The organism is Sphingobacterium sp. UBA865 (genome assembly GCF_002295765.1).
GTDB classification, from domain to species: Bacteria; Bacteroidota; Bacteroidia; order Sphingobacteriales; family Sphingobacteriaceae; genus Sphingobacterium; species Sphingobacterium multivorum.
Genome location: NZ_DBGB01000020.1, coordinates 132,378 through 149,144, shown reverse-complemented (window position 1 = coordinate 149,144; position 16,767 = coordinate 132,378). Strand labels below are relative to the sequence as shown.

At 40.3% G+C, this 16,767-nt stretch carries 14 protein-coding genes; 7 read left to right on the top strand and 7 right to left on the bottom strand.

Going from position 1 to position 16,767, the window contains the following annotated elements:
* The first annotated feature begins 135 nt into the window (after nucleotides 1-135).
* From efp to B2O97_RS11465, 4 genes are all read left to right on the top strand, one after another.
* Nucleotides 136-696, top strand: a complete 561-nt coding sequence (gene efp, locus B2O97_RS11480) for an elongation factor P (protein WP_046674772.1) — start codon at nucleotides 136-138, stop codon at nucleotides 694-696.
* A 257-nt stretch (nucleotides 697-953) separates the two neighbouring features.
* Nucleotides 954-1,535 carry a 5-formyltetrahydrofolate cyclo-ligase gene (locus B2O97_RS11475; protein WP_286767409.1) on the top strand — a complete coding sequence of 194 codons (582 nt, stop codon included), beginning with the start codon at nucleotides 954-956 and terminating at the stop codon, nucleotides 1,533-1,535.
* Between the two features lie 149 nt (nucleotides 1,536-1,684).
* Nucleotides 1,685-3,355, top strand: a complete 1,671-nt coding sequence (locus B2O97_RS11470) for a helix-turn-helix transcriptional regulator (protein WP_286767408.1) — start codon at nucleotides 1,685-1,687, stop codon at nucleotides 3,353-3,355.
* A 314-nt stretch (nucleotides 3,356-3,669) separates the two neighbouring features.
* Nucleotides 3,670-4,407: a hypothetical protein gene (locus B2O97_RS11465; RefSeq protein WP_286767407.1), complete on the top strand. Its 738-nt coding sequence runs from the start codon at nucleotides 3,670-3,672 to the stop codon at nucleotides 4,405-4,407.
* A gap of 134 nt (nucleotides 4,408-4,541) precedes the next feature.
* On the opposite strand, the gene galE is transcribed toward B2O97_RS11465, so the two are convergent.
* Both galE and B2O97_RS11455 read right to left on the bottom strand, forming a co-directional pair.
* Entirely contained in the window at nucleotides 4,542-5,573 is a 1,032-nt protein-coding gene (galE, locus tag B2O97_RS11460) for a UDP-glucose 4-epimerase GalE (protein ID WP_046674775.1), read from the bottom strand.
* Complete coding sequence (locus B2O97_RS11455) at nucleotides 5,573-6,565, bottom strand: UDP-glucuronic acid decarboxylase family protein (protein WP_286767406.1); 993 nt, start codon at nucleotides 6,563-6,565, stop codon at nucleotides 5,573-5,575. The genes galE and B2O97_RS11455 overlap by 1 nt, the downstream gene beginning before the upstream one ends.
* Nucleotides 6,566-6,630: 65 nt before the next feature.
* On the opposite strand from B2O97_RS11455, the gene B2O97_RS11450 reads away from it, so the two are divergent.
* Nucleotides 6,631-7,875 (top strand): 3-deoxy-D-manno-octulosonic acid transferase, encoded by a 1,245-nt coding sequence (locus B2O97_RS11450; protein WP_112373973.1) that lies wholly within the window; start codon nucleotides 6,631-6,633, stop codon nucleotides 7,873-7,875.
* A gap of 74 nt (nucleotides 7,876-7,949) precedes the next feature.
* Here B2O97_RS11450 and B2O97_RS11445 read toward each other — a convergent pair whose 3' ends face one another.
* The 3 genes from B2O97_RS11445 to B2O97_RS11435 all read right to left on the bottom strand — a co-directional run bounded on the left by B2O97_RS11445 (nucleotide 7,950) and on the right by B2O97_RS11435 (nucleotide 10,997).
* On the bottom strand, nucleotides 7,950-9,398 hold the full coding sequence (locus B2O97_RS11445) for a glyceraldehyde-3-phosphate dehydrogenase (RefSeq protein ID WP_286767405.1): 1,449 nt from the start codon (nucleotides 9,396-9,398) through the stop codon (nucleotides 7,950-7,952).
* Between the two features lie 137 nt (nucleotides 9,399-9,535).
* Nucleotides 9,536-10,663 carry a radical SAM family heme chaperone HemW gene (gene hemW / locus B2O97_RS11440; protein WP_083295784.1) on the bottom strand — a complete coding sequence of 376 codons (1,128 nt, stop codon included), beginning with the start codon at nucleotides 10,661-10,663 and terminating at the stop codon, nucleotides 9,536-9,538.
* A gap of 118 nt (nucleotides 10,664-10,781) precedes the next feature.
* Nucleotides 10,782-10,997: a hypothetical protein gene (locus B2O97_RS11435; protein WP_112373971.1), complete on the bottom strand. Its 216-nt coding sequence runs from the start codon at nucleotides 10,995-10,997 to the stop codon at nucleotides 10,782-10,784.
* Between the two features lie 109 nt (nucleotides 10,998-11,106).
* Here B2O97_RS11435 and B2O97_RS11430 point away from each other — a divergent pair, with 109 nt between their 5' ends.
* Nucleotides 11,107-12,246 carry a glycoside hydrolase family protein gene (locus B2O97_RS11430; protein ID WP_204990924.1) on the top strand — a complete coding sequence of 380 codons (1,140 nt, stop codon included), beginning with the start codon at nucleotides 11,107-11,109 and terminating at the stop codon, nucleotides 12,244-12,246.
* Nucleotides 12,247-12,350: 104 nt separating this feature from the next.
* Here the strand turns inward: B2O97_RS11430 and B2O97_RS11425 are convergent, their stop codons facing one another.
* The gene (locus B2O97_RS11425) at nucleotides 12,351-14,228 is read right to left on the bottom strand and encodes a M1 family metallopeptidase (protein WP_112373970.1); all 1,878 of its coding nucleotides are present in this window, start codon (nucleotides 14,226-14,228) and stop codon (nucleotides 12,351-12,353) included.
* Nucleotides 14,229-14,387: 159 nt separating this feature from the next.
* Between B2O97_RS11425 and B2O97_RS11420 the strand changes: the two genes are divergently transcribed.
* A complete protein-coding gene (locus tag B2O97_RS11420) occupies nucleotides 14,388-15,245 on the top strand; it encodes a hypothetical protein (RefSeq protein WP_112373969.1) in 858 nt (285 codons plus the stop codon).
* A gap of 123 nt (nucleotides 15,246-15,368) precedes the next feature.
* Here B2O97_RS11420 and B2O97_RS11415 read toward each other — a convergent pair whose 3' ends face one another.
* Nucleotides 15,369-16,766: an MBL fold metallo-hydrolase gene (locus tag B2O97_RS11415; RefSeq protein WP_112373968.1), complete on the bottom strand. Its 1,398-nt coding sequence runs from the start codon at nucleotides 16,764-16,766 to the stop codon at nucleotides 15,369-15,371.
* Nucleotide 16,767: the final 1 nt, after the last annotated feature.

Below are 16,767 nucleotides of genomic sequence, written 5' to 3'. Positions count from 1 at the left end.
CTGAAGGTTCTCTCCGGCCAATAAAAACAAACAGGTTCAGAAAAAAAGTAGCGAATGAAATTTTAATAACACAATTAGTTTTTGTACTTTTGACGACTCAATAATGAGATAACCGTTTAAAGTTCAATTCAAAGAATGGCTAAGGCATCAGAGGTAAAATCAGGAAATATCTTAAGATTTAACGGAGAATTAGTATCCGTAGAAGAATATATACACCGTACACCAGGTAATTTACGCGCGTTTTATCAAGCGAGAATGCGTAATGTTAAAACTGGTAAGTTAGTTGAATACCGTTTTAGAGTTGACGAATCTGTAGAAATAGCGCGTGTAGAAACTAGCGATTATCAGTATTTGTATGAGGATGGAGATTTCTTCGTGGTAATGGATAACAATACCTACGAGCAATTCAATATTCCTAAATTTTTGTTCGGTGATTCAGCTCGTTTCTTGAAAGAGGGAATGACTGTAATTATTGCTTTTGAAAGTGATGAGCCTATCATGGCAGAAGCTCCAAAAAGTGTTGAGTTGGAAATTACATATACTGAACCGGCTGTAAAAGGAGATACTTCTACAAATGCATTGAAAAAAGCAACTGTAGAGACTGGTGTTGAAATTATGGTGCCGTTGTTCATTAATCAAGGTGAGAAAGTAAGAGTTGATACGCAAACAGGTAATTATATCGAGCGCGTAAAATAATACAAAGATTTTAGGTTTAGGTTGATTATTCGGTCTTGTTAGCGCTCGCTACAAGGCCGTTTTTTTTTACAAAAGTTTCAACTGAGTTGAGCATACGGTTTTCGATTCAGAATAAGAATTTCTAATGGCTTTTGAAGATCAAATAAAAATTGAATTGGGAGGAATGCTATTTTTGATTAATCGTGGCATAAGTGGTAGACTTAAATGGGGATTTTGGTGAAGAAGGGAAATAAAATTTAAAAATAACTATTGTACAAATGAAATCGAAACAAGAATTACGGCTTGAGTATAAAACTAAGCGTTGTCAATTGTCTGTAGAGACAGAAACTACGCTCAATGAACGACTACTTTCGCAGTTTACAAAGCTTGATCTGTCGGAGGTCGAATTTTTGCATATTTTCATTCCCATAGGGAAATATCACGAACCCAATACATATTTAATAATCAACTATATTCAAGAATCTTTTCCACAGATAAAGATCGTCGTTTCGCGATCTAATTTTGAGGACTATTCGATGCAACATTTCATATTGGATGAGCATACCCTATTTGAGACGAACAACTGGGGTATTCCTGAGCCAGTATCCGGCATTAAGGTGAATTCATCGCTTATTGATATGATTATAGTTCCTTTGTTAATTTTTGATCTTTTGGGCTACAGAGTAGGTTACGGAAAAGGGTTTTATGACCGTTTTTTTGCGTCCTGCAAAGTTGATGTTCAACGTGTTGGACTATCTTTTTTTCATCCAATTGATGTGATTGCAGATAAAAATGAATACGATGTCCAATTAACGCAGGCCATTACGCCAGATCATATTTATCGTTTTTTTGATAAGTAGTGGGCTGATTTTGCCGCATGGTGATTTAATTAAAATTATTTTTTATTTTTATTGCGAAATTCAATGCCTGCGCCAATATGTTTCGATGTCTTCTATTTTTTCTTTTCCTAACAATCATACCTTGTCATGTGGTCTATGGGATGGATTTAATGGATTCCAATTCCTCGATCGAAGAGAAGACCTTTTACGAGACAATTATAAAAGAATCAGCGCAGTATCAATCCTCTAGTCTGTCGTTGAGCAAGTATCTTGCACCCTATTTTAGTCAGGCGGTACGAAAAAATGATAAAGCACTTTTGGCAATCTATTATTGTTTACTGGCGGATCAGTCGTTTAATGATGAAGGTACAAGAAACAACTTTAGTGATAAATACTATTTGAAAGCGCTGGACCTTGAAGAAGGCTATAGCTACCAAAATGTACGGGTTTGGGTGAAAGTAATGTATGGCTTTTATCTATATCGATGCCTGAAAGCCTCTGAGGCATTACCTTTTATTTTGGAAGGGGAGAAAGGGCTAGAAGATATACCTAAAGAACTTGTTTTAGACCTAACACAGACTTACAAGAAGCTTGGCTATTTTTTTGGAACCTTAGGTGATTATATTTCTGGAATTAAATATCTGGATTTAGGGCAACGACAAGAACAAATTTCGCCGAGATTGAAAGCTGAAATCTTAGACAATTTAGGTGTATTGACGCTGAAAAGTGCTGGTGATACCTTGCAGGCGATGAAAATTTTTGAATTGGCGCAGACGTTGGCACTTTCAGAAAATGACTCATTACGCTACGCGAAGATTTTAGGTAACCAGGCTGCTGTGTTCGAAGGGATGAAGGATTACCATAAAGCCTTATTGCTCCTCGATAAGGATCTTGAGATCTCAAGATCACTTGGTAATGATAGAAATACAATTTTCGCCTTAATGATGCGAATTCGTTTAGATATAGCGAATAAGGAAACGAAAGATGTCCGTCCTATGATTGCGGAAGCTGAATCGCTTTTGTCAGGCTCGGATGATAAGAAGACAATACTTGAACTGGAAATTCACAAGTTGAATTTGGCCATGCAAAGTAACGATATCGGTCGTGAGCTGAATGCACGAAGACGGATAGAACGCCTCCAAGACTCACTGCGCTTTTTAGATGGTGATCCAGTATTGACTCAGTTGAAGTTTATGGCCGATAAGCAAAAGTATGCCGATAAGTTATCGCTGGCGCAAGCTGTTATTAAGAAAAAGCAAGCTGAGAGACGATTATGGGTCATAATAAGTTTGTTGGTACTGGTGGTATTCTTTTTTATTTATAATGCTGTTCGATACCGTGCGAGAAAACGGATACGTGACTATGAATATCAGCTTCTTAATTTAAAGTATACAAAAGCGGAATTGGACAGGGAACTGGTGAGCTCTAAAAGCCAGGTGGAAGAGTACGTCGCTTACCTTAAGCGGAATAATGAACAGATCAATGTGCTTTCTGCTATGCTTGAAGAAAAAGGGAATGTTGTTGAAAAAGATCGTGAGGAACTAAAAATATTGTTGCAGTCACATCTCATCACTGAAGAGAAATGGCAGGAATTTAAATTATTGATTGTAAAAGAATTTCCCAATTTACTGCAGGATATACAATCCAGATTTCGCGATATAACGGAATCCAATTTGAGGGTAATTGTACTTATGAAACTGGGGTTAAATAATAAGGAAGTAGCCAATGTATTGGGGGTCACTCCAGACGCCATAAAAAAATCTATGCAGCGCTTGAAAAAGAAGCTTGGAGATCAAGCTGGGGTGCTTATGGATTACATTTCCGACAAAGAGTTTGTTTAATGTCGATCATCGGTTGGCCGAGGGGCCTTTTGGATGCCAAGTTGAGATCGTATTGTGGTCGACTTCGACCTGTATGCAGGGTGAGTCTACAGTGAGTCCACGTTGAGTCTACCTTTTTAAGTGCTTTCATTGTGCTGGTACGTTTTTTACAAGTTGGGAGCAGGCAGAACATAAGGCGAATTTGGCTATAAGGTATTTGCAAAAAAGACCCTTGAAAATTGCAAGATTGAAAATCCTCGTTTGACTGCTATTTGTAAATCACTAAAAATCAAGCTGATGTTTGGTTTTCAGGCTTTCCCTTAGTAAATTGAAGTATGGGAGTCAATGATAATGGATTTATCAGGGGGCTGGTTGGTCCTCTCGTAAATAGAAAAGTTGGTGACAAAAATTATGTTCAGAGTAGGCCAAAACCTGTCAAACAAAAGGAAGATACAAAAAAAGCAGGGCGGGAGTTTGGAACGGTGAGCCGTGCCGGTGCACTGATTCGAACGTATCTTAGTGAAATCCATCAGCAGCTCCACGATGGGCAGATGGGCAATCGCCTTAATAGGCAGATCTACCGTGCGATAAAGACAAATCTTGATCGCGAAAAACGCAGTCGAACACTGAGTAACTGTGTACTGGATCGCTTGGTAAATTTTCAATTCAATGAAAACTGTCCAACACAGGACTATCTTTTTATCGATCCTGCCATTTCACTGAGCAAAAAGAAAAAACTGAAGGTATCTTTTCCGGAGTTTGATATGAAAAGAGCCATGATCCTTCCTAAAAGATGTAATGCCATTGTATTCAAATTTCAAGCATTCGCATTCAATTTTGATCAACTTAGATCTGTCGTCATTCAAGACACGGAATGGGAATATGATGTGAAGTATAAAGAGAACCTCATACCGGAAAAATCCTTGTCCATAGCATGTGGCGATTTTGTAGGCAGTTCTATTTTTGTTGGCTTTACTATTTTGTATCTGGAGAAGGATCGTCGTCGGCCAAATATACTCAACGAGAAGGATTTTAATCCAGCTTCGATTCTAACTGCTTTTCAGCTTGAATGATGTGGTTGGAAGGATTCGAAAGAAGGGATGTCGAAGGACTCGTACTGCCAAAAATATGACCGTCTTAGTTTTTAAGACGGTCATATAACGTTAAGCTAAGTATTATGCTTTGTTGCCGCACAATAGGCTACTGTTTAATCTAAGGGATTTTCTTTTAGATTTTTTTCCCATGCCCAGGCAGAAGCCATCATTTCATCAATACCAAGTGCTGCTTTCCAATGCAACTGATTAGCTGATTTAGTAACGTCGCCATAAACCTTGATAATATCTCCATCACGACGTGGACCAAATTCGTAATTCAGTTTTTGTCCAGAAGCTTTCTCAAAAGCTTTGATCGCTTCAAGGACAGAATACCCGTTTCCTGTTCCCACATTAAAGACATCGTATTTTCCGTTGGGGTTGCCTTGTTCCAACAATCTGATTGCTGCAACGTGAGCTTTTGCTAAGTCAACAACATGGATGTAGTCGCGGATACAAGATCCATCCGGTGTGTCGTAATCAGAGCCAAATACCGTTAATTTTTCTCTTTTTCCAATGGCAGTTTGTGTGATAAATGGAAGCAGATTCTGAGGAACACCGTTTGGTAATTCACCGATCAAAGCCGACTCATGTGCACCTACTGGGTTGAAATAACGGAGTGCGATAATGTTGTAGTTATCATATGCAGCGGCAGTCTCCTGTAAAATTTCTTCCGCAATTTGTTTTGTGTTACCATAAGGAGAGGTGGCCTTCTTCACGGGAGCACTTTCGTCGACAGGTAAATAGTCTGGTTCACCATATACGGTACAGCTTGAAGAAAAGACAAAATTAATCGGCTTATTTTGATATGCTTCTAATAAGTTGATTAACGAGAAAAAATTGTTGTGGTAATATTTTAAGGGCTTCTGTACAGATTCACCTACAGCTTTAGAGGCCGCAAAATGGATAATGCCCGAGATATCGGTATTGTTTTTTACAAATTCATTCACGCGGTCTGTATCGCAAAGGTCAAACTGGTGAAATTCAGGTCTAACGCCGATGATCTTCTCAACCTGATCCAAAATTTTGATGTTTGAATTGGATAGATCATCCACGATGACAGGCACATATCCTGCTTGATGTAGTTCGACTACTGTGTGCGAACCGATATAACCTGTTCCTCCTGTGACTAGTATTTTTTTGTTCATTATTGTTGATTATAGTAAGTAAAGTCTTTATGTGATAAGGTATTCAAAGGGATCTTTTTGTAAAATGCTATGGTTTTTTTCAATCCTGTTTTTCGATCTATTTGAGGTTCCCAGGCTAATTTAGATTTCGCCAGGTCAATATCAGGTTTCCGTTGTTTTGGATCATCAACCGGCAATGGTTCGTAGACGATTTTACTCGAGCTGTCTGTCAATTCAACAATTTCATGGGCCAATTGCAGTAGGCTGATTTCGTCCGGATTACCAATATTTATAGGTGTTGCACAAGTTGAATGCAACAAGCGAAAAATGCCTTCGATCTGATCGTCAATATAACAGAATGATCGTGTTTGCGAACCATCCCCAAAAATCGTAATGTCTTCCCCCCGAATCGCTTGTGCGATAAAGGTAGGAATAGCGCGGCCATCATTGAGGCGCATTCTAGAACCAAAGGTGTTAAATATCCTGACAATACGGGTATCCAGACCATGTGCATTATGATAGGCCATTGTTATTGCCTCCTGGAAACGCTTCGCTTCATCGTATACACCGCGAGGTCCAACGGGATTTACATTGCCCCAGTAGTCCTCGGATTGTGGCGAAACAAGTGGATCGCCATAAACCTCAGAGGTGGAGGCGACTAATATGCGTGCTTGTTTGGCGCGTGCAAGGCCCAAGAGATTATGTGTTCCCAAAGATCCGACTTTCAATGTTTGTATCGGAATTTTAAGATAATCAACGGGACTGGCTGGCGAAGCGAAATGCAAGATATAATCCAAGTGTCCGGGAACGTGGACAAATTTCGATACATCGTGATGATAGAAGTCGAAATTTTCCAACTTAAATAGATGTGCTATATTCTGTAGATCTCCGGTAATCAGGTTGTCCATTCCAATGACATCGTAATCTTCCGCAATAAAGCGATCGCAAAGGTGAGAACCGAGGAAGCCAGCTGCTCCTGTTATCAAAATCCGTTTGCGATGTTTATTTTCCACTCAATGGTTCCGTTTAATGAAATGGGTTTAATATCTTTGACTAAGATAAACATTATTTTAAAAACATGCGTTTGCTTTATTCAATTGGAATCTTTCTTTATGGACTCTTACTGCGTATTTTGGCTCCTTTTCACGCCAAAGCCAAGCTTATGGTAGAGGGGCGAAAAGACTGGTATTCGAGGATGAAACAAACGGTTGATTCTTCCCAAAAACATATTTGGTTTCACTTTGCATCATTGGGCGAATTTGAGCAGGGAAGACCTGTCCTGGAAGCGGTGAAAAATAATTATTTGGATCATAAAATAATTGTAACATTTTACTCTCCCTCTGGCTACGAAATCAGAAAAAACACCGCTTTGGCCGATTATGTTTTTTATCTCCCCTATGATACTGCTCAGCATGCACGGCTTTTTCTCGACCTGATCAATCCAAGTTTCGCTGTGTTCACGAAATATGAATATTGGTATTATTTTTTTGAAGGCCTACATAAACGGGGCATTCCCTTGTTTCTGATCTCAGCAATATTTAGACCCGATCAGATCTTTTTTCAGGCTTATGGTACTTTTTTTCTGAAAATTTTAAGTTTTGTGACTTACTTCTTTGTGCAAAATGAAGAAAGTGTACGTCTTTTGAAAGAATATGGGATACGGAATGCTGGGTTAGCCGGAGATACACGTTTTGACCGCGTGGTAGACATTCCTAAAAATAGAAAAATGATTTCCGAGATCAGCCAATTTGTTGGTGAAAGTCCGACGCTTGTCGCAGGAAGTACCTGGCCGGAAGATGAACAGGCTCTACAGGAATTGCTTCAGGGTTATTCAGACTATAAGCTGATCTTGGCGCCACATGAAATCAATGAATCACATTTGGCGAGCATTTTTAACCTTTGGCCGAAGGCGCTCCGCTTTTCGGAGATGGCTAGCTACGATGCCGCATTAGTTGCCGATTCAAAGGTGCTGGTTATCGATAACATTGGTATGCTTTCGTCTTTGTATGGCTATGGCCAACTGGCTTATATTGGTGGTGGTTTTGGCGTAGGGATACATAACACACTCGAGGCTGCAACGTATGGCATACCGGTGCTATTTGGTCCAAATTTCAAGAAGTTTCAGGAGGCGAAAGAGCTCGTGCAAAATGGATCCGGTTTCGCCATTGGTAGTGCTAAAGAACTAAAGAAAGTCTTTGCTGTTCTACAAGATCAGGCTGTCCGTCAAGAGGCGGGAAAACTGGCCCGTGCGTATGTGCTGCAGAAGGCCGGAGCAACAGCAATTATAATGAAATACCTCAAAAGCAATTCCGTGAAAATATAAGCGGTAGCTGTACTGCCGCCGCCTATATTCTGCAGGTTACGCGTGGTTTCTTATTCTTGATGCTTGACTGCCTCCTAATAATAGGTATATCTTCTTACACCGGTAATGTGACGCGATAAGCGCATCACCTGATGGGAATATCCGTATTCATTGTCGTACCAGACATATAAAATAACATTCCTGCCATCTCCCGAAACGATCGTCGCTGGAGCATCCACGATTGCGGTGGCAGTGGAACCAATAATATCCGAAGAAACGAGTTCATGATCTTTAGAAAATTTAATCTGTTCGACCAGGTCACCCTGCAGAGATGCCTCTTTTAAAAGTGCATTGATTTCGTCGACCGTAGTTTTGGCTTTAATTTCGAGATTTAAAATTGCCAATGATCCGTTTGGCACGGGAACGCGAATGGCATTGGAGGTCAGTTTGCCCTTTAGCGATGGCAATACTTTTGAAACAGCAGCGCCCGCTCCAGTTTCTGTGATCACCATATTGAGCGCCGCAGCACGACCCCGTCTGGACTTTTTGTGCATATTGTCGACAAGATTCTGGTCGTTGGTATAGGAATGTATGGTTTCGATATGTCCTTTTTCAATGCCTATTTTATTTTCAAGCACCGCCAAAATAGGGGATATTGCATTCGTCGTACAGGAAGCAGCGGAAAAGATCGCATGCTTTTGCAAGTCAATATTATTTTCATTGACTGCATATACGATATTTGGAACACCTTTCCCCGGTGCTGTTAATAAAACTTGGGCGACACCCTTGGATTGCAGGTGACGACTTAGTTCTTGCTCATCTCGAAAAGCGCCCGTATTGTCGACGACCAAAGCATGCTGTATTCCATACTCGGTATAATCGATATCTTCTGGCTGTTTGGCTGAGATAAGGTTGACAGTGATACCATTGATAATAAGTGCCTGATTAGGAATGTCGGCCTGTATGTCGCCCTCGAATGCACCATGTATGGAATCTGTTTTTAATAGTGTCGCTCTTTTCAATATGGACTTGCTGTCATTGGCGTCCCGGGTTACAATGGCACGAAGGCGAAGCTGCTGTCCGGCACCGGCTTTATGCATAAGCTCTCGGGCGAGTAAACGGCCGATACGGCCAAATCCATAAAGAACAACATCGCGTGGTTTTAATTCCGCTTGTTGATTGATGTCCTTTAATTCATTTGTTATAAAACTCGGCAGGTCGTTGTTGTCAATTGCCTGTTTCTTGACCTGTAAGGTAAGTTTTCCGATATCGATACGTGCAGGAGATAGGGTGAGCTTTTCCAATTCCTGTGCCACCTGAAGAGTGTCAAAAATATCGAATGGCTCTTCGGTAAGGAGGACGCTTTCCTTGACCAGATTAAGAATTGAACTCGATTTTACATCAATGAGTTGATTTCGAAAAAATACAAGTTCAATAGCGCGGTTATACCACAGGTTACTGACAATTTGAATTAAGCTTACGGCAGCGTTTTGTTGCTCTCTGTAACTTTTGATCTCTAAGTCAAAAGATGGCTTGTGTGACATAATAATGTTATAATAGATTATGTTGCAAACATAGCACAAAGAGCCAAAAAAAATAACCTATATTTTTATTTTCGTAATATTTAAAACATAAACACGGTTGTTATTATTGTTTTTGTAATTTTTATCTATTTTATTTATTAATCTTCTATAACAAATAGGTCGGACATGATATGATCGGCCATTAATTTACCTGCATCCGTTAAACGTAATTTACTTTCTTCCAAAACAAGATTGCCCTCTTCCAGAAATGGCTCTGCATCCTTTAATACGCGGTTTTTGATAGATTGCCCGAATTTACTTTCCAGCGCAATCAAATCGAGCCCCCACATGGTTCTCAGCGAAGTCATGATACTTTCGTTGATTTGGTCCAATGTTGAAAGCTCCTCAATTTGCAGGGGAAGTTGGTTTGAATTGATTGCGGTCATATATTTCGCGTTGTTGGAAACATTCCAGGCTCTGGAAATTCCATTGAACGAATGTGCCGAAGGGCCTATACCAAGATAATGTTTACCTTTCCAATAATTTGTATTGTGACGCGCATAAAGGCCATTTTTTGCAAAATTGGAAATTTCATATTGTTCATATCCCGCAGCTTTCAATGTATGGATAAGGAGACTCATCTGATCTGCGGCCTGATCCGAATCAATTGCTGGACTTAAGCCTTTTTTAATGAAGTGATCCAATGCTGTCTTATTTTCTACAGTCATGGAATACGAAGAAATATGGGGAATTTCAAAGTCAATCAGCTGTTGCATATTGTGGCGCCATTTCTCGTCAGTCAGTAACGGATAGCCATAAATAAGATCACAGGTAATATTTTCAAAGCCCGCATCTTGCACCCGCATAATTGAAGCCAGTGCTTCTTGTTGATTATGTGCTCTGTTCATCCATTTAAGATCCTCTTCAAAGAAAGACTGTATGCCTATGCTGAATCGATTGATTACTGTATTCCGTAGACTGTTTACTTTGGCGGCATTTAAATCGTCGGGATTAGCTTCCAGTGTAATTTCAGCATGATTTGCGATGTCAAAATGCTTCCCTATCGTATCGATGATCTGGGCGATCTCATCCGCTTCCAGTAAGGAAGGGGTACCGCCACCAAAATAGATCGATTCGACCTTTTTGTCTTCCAAATAGGATGCCCTGAGTTCAATTTCCCGTCGTATGGCATTGATCATCTCACTTTTGTATTGTAGTGAAGTGCTAAAATGGAAGTCACAATAATGACAAGCCTGTTTACAGAAGGGAATATGGACATAAATCATGGGGACAAATATACCAAGACCTGACCAAATCGCTCCTTATTTTTTCTTCTTTCGAGTATGCATACCTGAAATCTTTTCTAGACTTATGCCTAGATGCAAGAGGAATTTATAGGTTTAACTATTTCCGGTAGCCACTAGCCGAATAAATTCCGGGTAAGATAGCTGTTGGACTTTTCCGCAGTTCATTAAAGGATTTAAAAAGAAAGTGCAATAGGATGGAAGAATCATCCACAAGAAGGTTGACAACGAGCTGGTTATTCGTTATCTTGTTGTCGATATTTTTGTAGAAGTACCAATATAACACCTCATGTCTGATGAAGGAAAGTGAATTCAAGAGTTTCTTTCTAAAAAATTGTGGGTATCAGCCTCGTGTAAATTATTTCATGGGAGCCGATCAAATAGATTAGAAAACGAATTATTTTCTTCTAATAAAAGTAAAATGTATGAAAACCTCCCGTCGAGACTTTCTAAAAAACGTTGCCGGTTTTTCCGGCCTCTTCCTGTTTTCAAACCATGGATATGCGTTTGGGGCTATTCCTAAAGACTCTTTTAATAATCAGGACTCTTTTATCGATCGGTTGTTACCGGCACCAAAAGGCGGCGGATTTGCGATGAAAGATTATTGGATTTGGGATCCTTCGGTTATAAAAGGAGAGGATGGACGATATCATATGTTTGCTTCGCGTTGGAGCAAACAATATGGTTTTGGTAATTGGGTCACAAACTCAGAAGTCGTCAGGGCTATTTCAGATACCCCTGAAGGGCCATACGAATTTGTTGAAGTTGTTTTGCCCGCTCGGGGGAAGCAATATTTTGATGGTTGTACAACACACAATCCGCGCATTGTAAAAAGCGGTGACTATTATGTACTTTATTACTTTGGCAATAATTATGATGAGCCAACTCCTGCTTTTACAGAAAATGTATGGGAGTCGGGCCTAGGCCAGAAAGCCTGGATGCATAAACGTATTGGGATGGCCTATTCCAGATCAATTGCAGGGCCATGGAAACGAGTTGATCAACCGATTCTGAATCCGCGGAAAGGAGAATGGGATGCCTCCATTACATCAAACCCTTCGCCAGTTGTCTTACCGAACGGAAAGGTTTATTTAGTGTATAAATCTTCCCCACTAAATTATAATCCGCCACTTCTATTGGGAGCTGCACAAGCAGATTCTTTTCTCGGACCTTATCGCCGTTTGTCGGAAAAACCCATTTTTTCATTCCATACGGACCAAAACCATGAAAATGATGTAGAAGATCCATTTGTGTGGCATAATGGTCAGCAGTTTGAACTTATTATGAAGGACCGTTACGGAAAGATCTGCGGTGAAGAGGGGGGCGGGATACACGCTTATTCCAAAGATGGTATAGATTGGCATCTTTCAAAGTCTGTAAAAGCTTATTCTAAAACAATTCAATGGGATGATGGCACAACGAGTCATCAGGCGAATTTTGAACGACCGTTTTTATTATTTGAAAATGGGAAACCTACGCATTTGTTTGCTGCTACGGGAGATGGTTCGGCGCCCTATCAATTTGAACGCACATGGAATATGGTTATTCCTCTTAAGAGTACTTGATTCAGGTGAGGTGATTAGCAAAAAAAGCTTCCAAACCAGGTATATGTGAAGTGGTTTGGAAGCTTTTTTTACCCCGATCTGTTCAGATAATGGGAATCTACGAGTTATTTGCTAAAACTGTTGTTTGCCGATTCTACATCCGCTAAGCGTAGTGAAGGATCAATAGTTACCGCTTTTGGTGTTTTCGACACATGGATAGTATAGTCGGGTTTGGTCCAAAACCAATCTTCAAGCACGGTCCTTTTAACACCTTTGTATATGTCAAAATGTTCTTCCGGTTTTTCTCCCCGCATTTCACGCAAAGGAATATAAAATAGTTCTTTACTTCCATCTGTGTATTCTACCAGAACATCCAGTGGCATGGCAAAATTTGACTTATTAGCCAATAAAATGTCGGTGTCTGTTACTTTTTCGATGGCGTAATCAATTTGACGTGTTGTATGGATAAACAGATTGAAATACCATTTTAAGTTTATACCGGAAACCTCTTCAGCAACGCGTTTAAAATCATTTGGTGTCGGATGTTTAAATTTCCAGATGTCATAAAATTTCAGGAAGGTTTTTTCCAAATTTTCCTGACCAATAATATAACCCAACTGTTCTGCAAGCACGGCACCTTTGTTGTATGCTTCGTTGCTGTAGCCGTAGTTGGTGTTATAATAATCTGCCAGTAAGCTCATCGGTTCTTCTTTACCTGAAAGAGCCAATTTATAGTAGCCACGGTAGGCGGCAATTTGTGGGTTAGAGGCAATAGCACCTCTTTTTTCAAAGATATGTTGCATGGCCAACTCTTCGACATAGGAGGTGAAACCTTCATCAAACCATTCATCTACGGTTTCATTGATCCCAAACAATTGTTGGTACCAGGAGTGTGCCGATTCATGGAATATGACACCAACAAGACTTTTTAGATTGCGGCCGCCTGTGATCAGAGTAGCTGTGCCATACTCCATACCACCATCGCCACCCTGAATGATGGTATAAGTTGGCCATGGATATTTACCAAACTTCGCACTACAGAAGTCAAAGAATTCGGTAGAAAGGCCTATTGCCGTTTTCCAATTTGAAATAACTTCTTTGTCAGTTGGCAAGAATACGGTATATACTTTTATACCATTTTTACTTGAAGCGGAATCCACAACAAATTTGGGGTCTGCGGCCCAGACAAAATCATGGATATTTTGGGCTCTATAGTGCCAGGTCGCTTTATTGTCGATGGCTTTTACTTTCGCTTTCTGTTGATAACCTTTGACCTCTGATGGGTTTTGAAGAACACCTGAGGCACCAACAACATAATTTTTATTGAGGTGTATGGTGACGTCAAAATTGCCAAAAGGAGCAATAAATTCACGACCTGTATATTCATCCAAATGCCAGCCGAATTCATCGAATTGGGCCATCTTCGGATACCATTGCGCCATAGATAATGCTACACCTTCGGCAGAATTCCGGCCAGTTCTTCTGATTTGTTCCGGAACTTGTGCGGTCCACTCCATATCAAAACGTGCTGTTTCGCCATCTTGGATAGGAGTTGGTAAAGCGACCTCCAAGATCGTTCCGTCAATTTTAAATGATGCGTTAGCCCCATTCATTGTTAAGCTTTTGATTTTTTGATAACCAATTTGATTGGTCTTAAGCTCTCCAATGCGGCTTTGATATACCGGCTTTTCTTTTGTGCCAAGGTTGGTCACCATGCGCTTGTCTGGATCACTGATGTTTTTTAAGCGGTAATCCATCATCGATCCTGGTTGAAAAGCATTGAAATATAAATGGAAATATACTTTTTTAAGTGATTGCCCTGAATTATTGCTGTACTTCAAGGTCATTTTTCCATCGTACTGATATGCTTTTTCATCCACGTTGACATCCATATGGTAGTCAACTTTCTGTTGCCAGAATCCTTTTCTTTGGGCCTTCGCTACTGCCCCCCAAATATTCAATACACATGCAAGTGTAAAAAAGGATATTATTTTGATTTTCATGCCCCAAACTTACAAAATTGTCTCAATAAATGGCACTTAAACGAATGTAACGAAGTTAATGTCATCAAATCTTGACGAAAGTTGACTGTTCTTTAGGAATTGGCTTGGTTTTGGTTAGGGAATTTAACTGTTAAGTTAAAAATCAATTTTACTGTTTTTATGGAAAATCTATATTATAAGCCCTCGGGAAAGGCTCCTGCTTTGGCATTTATCGGATCTCTTGTGCTAGGAACAATCAGTGCTGTTGTATTGGCAATTGTTTACATCGCTTTGCAGTGGTTTATCCCTATTATTTATTTTAATGTATTTATTACATTGGGATTTGGTGCTGGAATATTCTATGTGCTGAATTTCTGTTTCAAAAAATGGAAATTAAGAAATAAGGGCATTGCACTATTGATTACTTTGCTAGTCGCGCTTTTAGCCTTTTATGCGCAATGGGCTCTTTTCGTTTCGCTGATGTACAATGCGGAGGGAACCATGGGCGGAGATACCTGGGTAAAATCATCTTTCAATCTGGAAGGGTTCAAAGCCTTTTTCTTACACCCTTCATTTATTTGGGAAGCGATGCAAGGTTTAAACGAAGTCGGTACCTTTACCTTGAAAAAGAGCCCGGTTTCGGGTGGTATGTTGTGGGCCGTTTGGGCGATTGAGATGGGTATTATTCTGATTACGCCGCTTATTATGGCTTTCCGCGGTATTACTATTTATCCTTTTTCTGAAAAAGACGAAGTATGGATGAATAAGCGGACATTGCCCGGAAGGTTGAAATTCGTGGCGGATAAAGATGCCGTAGTAAGCTCCTTGGGGAATCATGATTTTGCCTATGTGTATGATCATCTTTCAGATGAAGAAGAGCATTTCTCTTTTGCTACGGCCGAATTATATGAATCTGAAACGGACGACCATCAGTATCTGACCATCTATAATCATCAATTTACCGAAAAGAAAGGCAAGATGGAAGAGAAGAAGGATGAGGTTATCGAATTCTTGCGGATCAATAGAAATAGTCTATAAACGAAATATACTGCCGAGTTGAGTTGCTCCTTATCATGCATTGGCAGCTCAAATTCGATGGTATCGTTTGGTTCTCTAAAAAAAGATCCCAGGAATGTTTATTCTGGGATCTTTTTTTTAAGGTTATTGTACCAAAGTTCCGCCCTTTGATTTCCATTCATTGATGGAAGGACTGTAAATTTTGACGTCCTTAATACTGTTTTTTGCTAATATGGATGCTGCTATTGTTGCGCGGTCTCCAGACTGACAGTGCAGGTACGGCTGTTTGTTTTGGTCAATTTTGTGGAGATTGTCTGCAATTGTACCGACAAAGATATGAGTCGCATGGGGTAAATGCCCCTCTGCAAACTCACTAGAATTGCGTACATCAAGTATTTGGATATCGGATCTGCCCAATACACTATTCATCTCTTCGAAACCGATGAGTTGCTGGTGCTCCAATTCAATTCCCAAATGAGGGATCGTATCTGGCGTAATATATCCAGCGACTTGATCCAATCCAATGCGCATAAGCTTGCGGGCAATGTCGTCCAATTGACTTTCCGCTACAATGAGTATAAACGGATCTGTGTAATTAAGGATCCAGCCAGCCCAGGTATTAAATGTTTTGTTGTTCTGAATATTGATGCTATTGGGGAGATACCCTTTGGCAAAGTCAAACTTGTAGCGTGTATCAATGACGGTTGTTCCTTGGTGGTATAAATCCAGAAAAGTTTCGTTTGATAACTTGTTATACTGAGGAACTGCCGTTTGCAATGGCCGCGCTATTTTGTTGAGTTTTTTCATCGTGGCAAAATAGCGTGGCGGTTCGGGCTGTCCTGATAATAGTTCTTCCACGAAGGCTGTTTCGTTGTTTTGGTATTGAAGTGCCCAGTTGCGTATTTTTTCATAACCAACCGTTGAACTCGGAACTGCACCCAGCGCCTTTCCACAAGCGGATCCGGCCCCATGCGCGGGCCATACCTGAATATGATCAGGTAGCGTCAGGAAATGTTGTAACGATCGGTACATTTGGTGGGCCCCAATTTCCTTGGTTCCGACCATTCCCGCTGCATTTTCCAACAGATCTGGGCGTCCGATATCGCCAACAAACACAAAATCACCTGTAAATAGCATGACCGGCTCCATGGTTGCAGGCGTATCAATCAATACAAAACTGATACTCTCGGGCGTATGTCCGGGTGTATGGATAACCTGGAAAATCAGATTTCCAACGTGAAATTGATCGCCATGTTTTAATCCAATATGTGGGAATTCATAGTGCCAATCTTCTCCACCTTCATCGGATAGATAAGGTTGGGCGTCTGTCAATGCGGCTAACTCTAGCGTACCTGAAAGGTAGTCGGCATGGATATGTGTTTCCGCAATATGCGTTATGGTCAGATTATTCTTTTGTGCAATCTCAAGATAGCTGTCTACATCTCTTTTAGGGTCAATGACAATAGCGACACCCTTGGCTTGACAACCAATGATATAACTTGAATGTGCTAAAGATGACTCAAAAATGTGTTGAAAAAACATA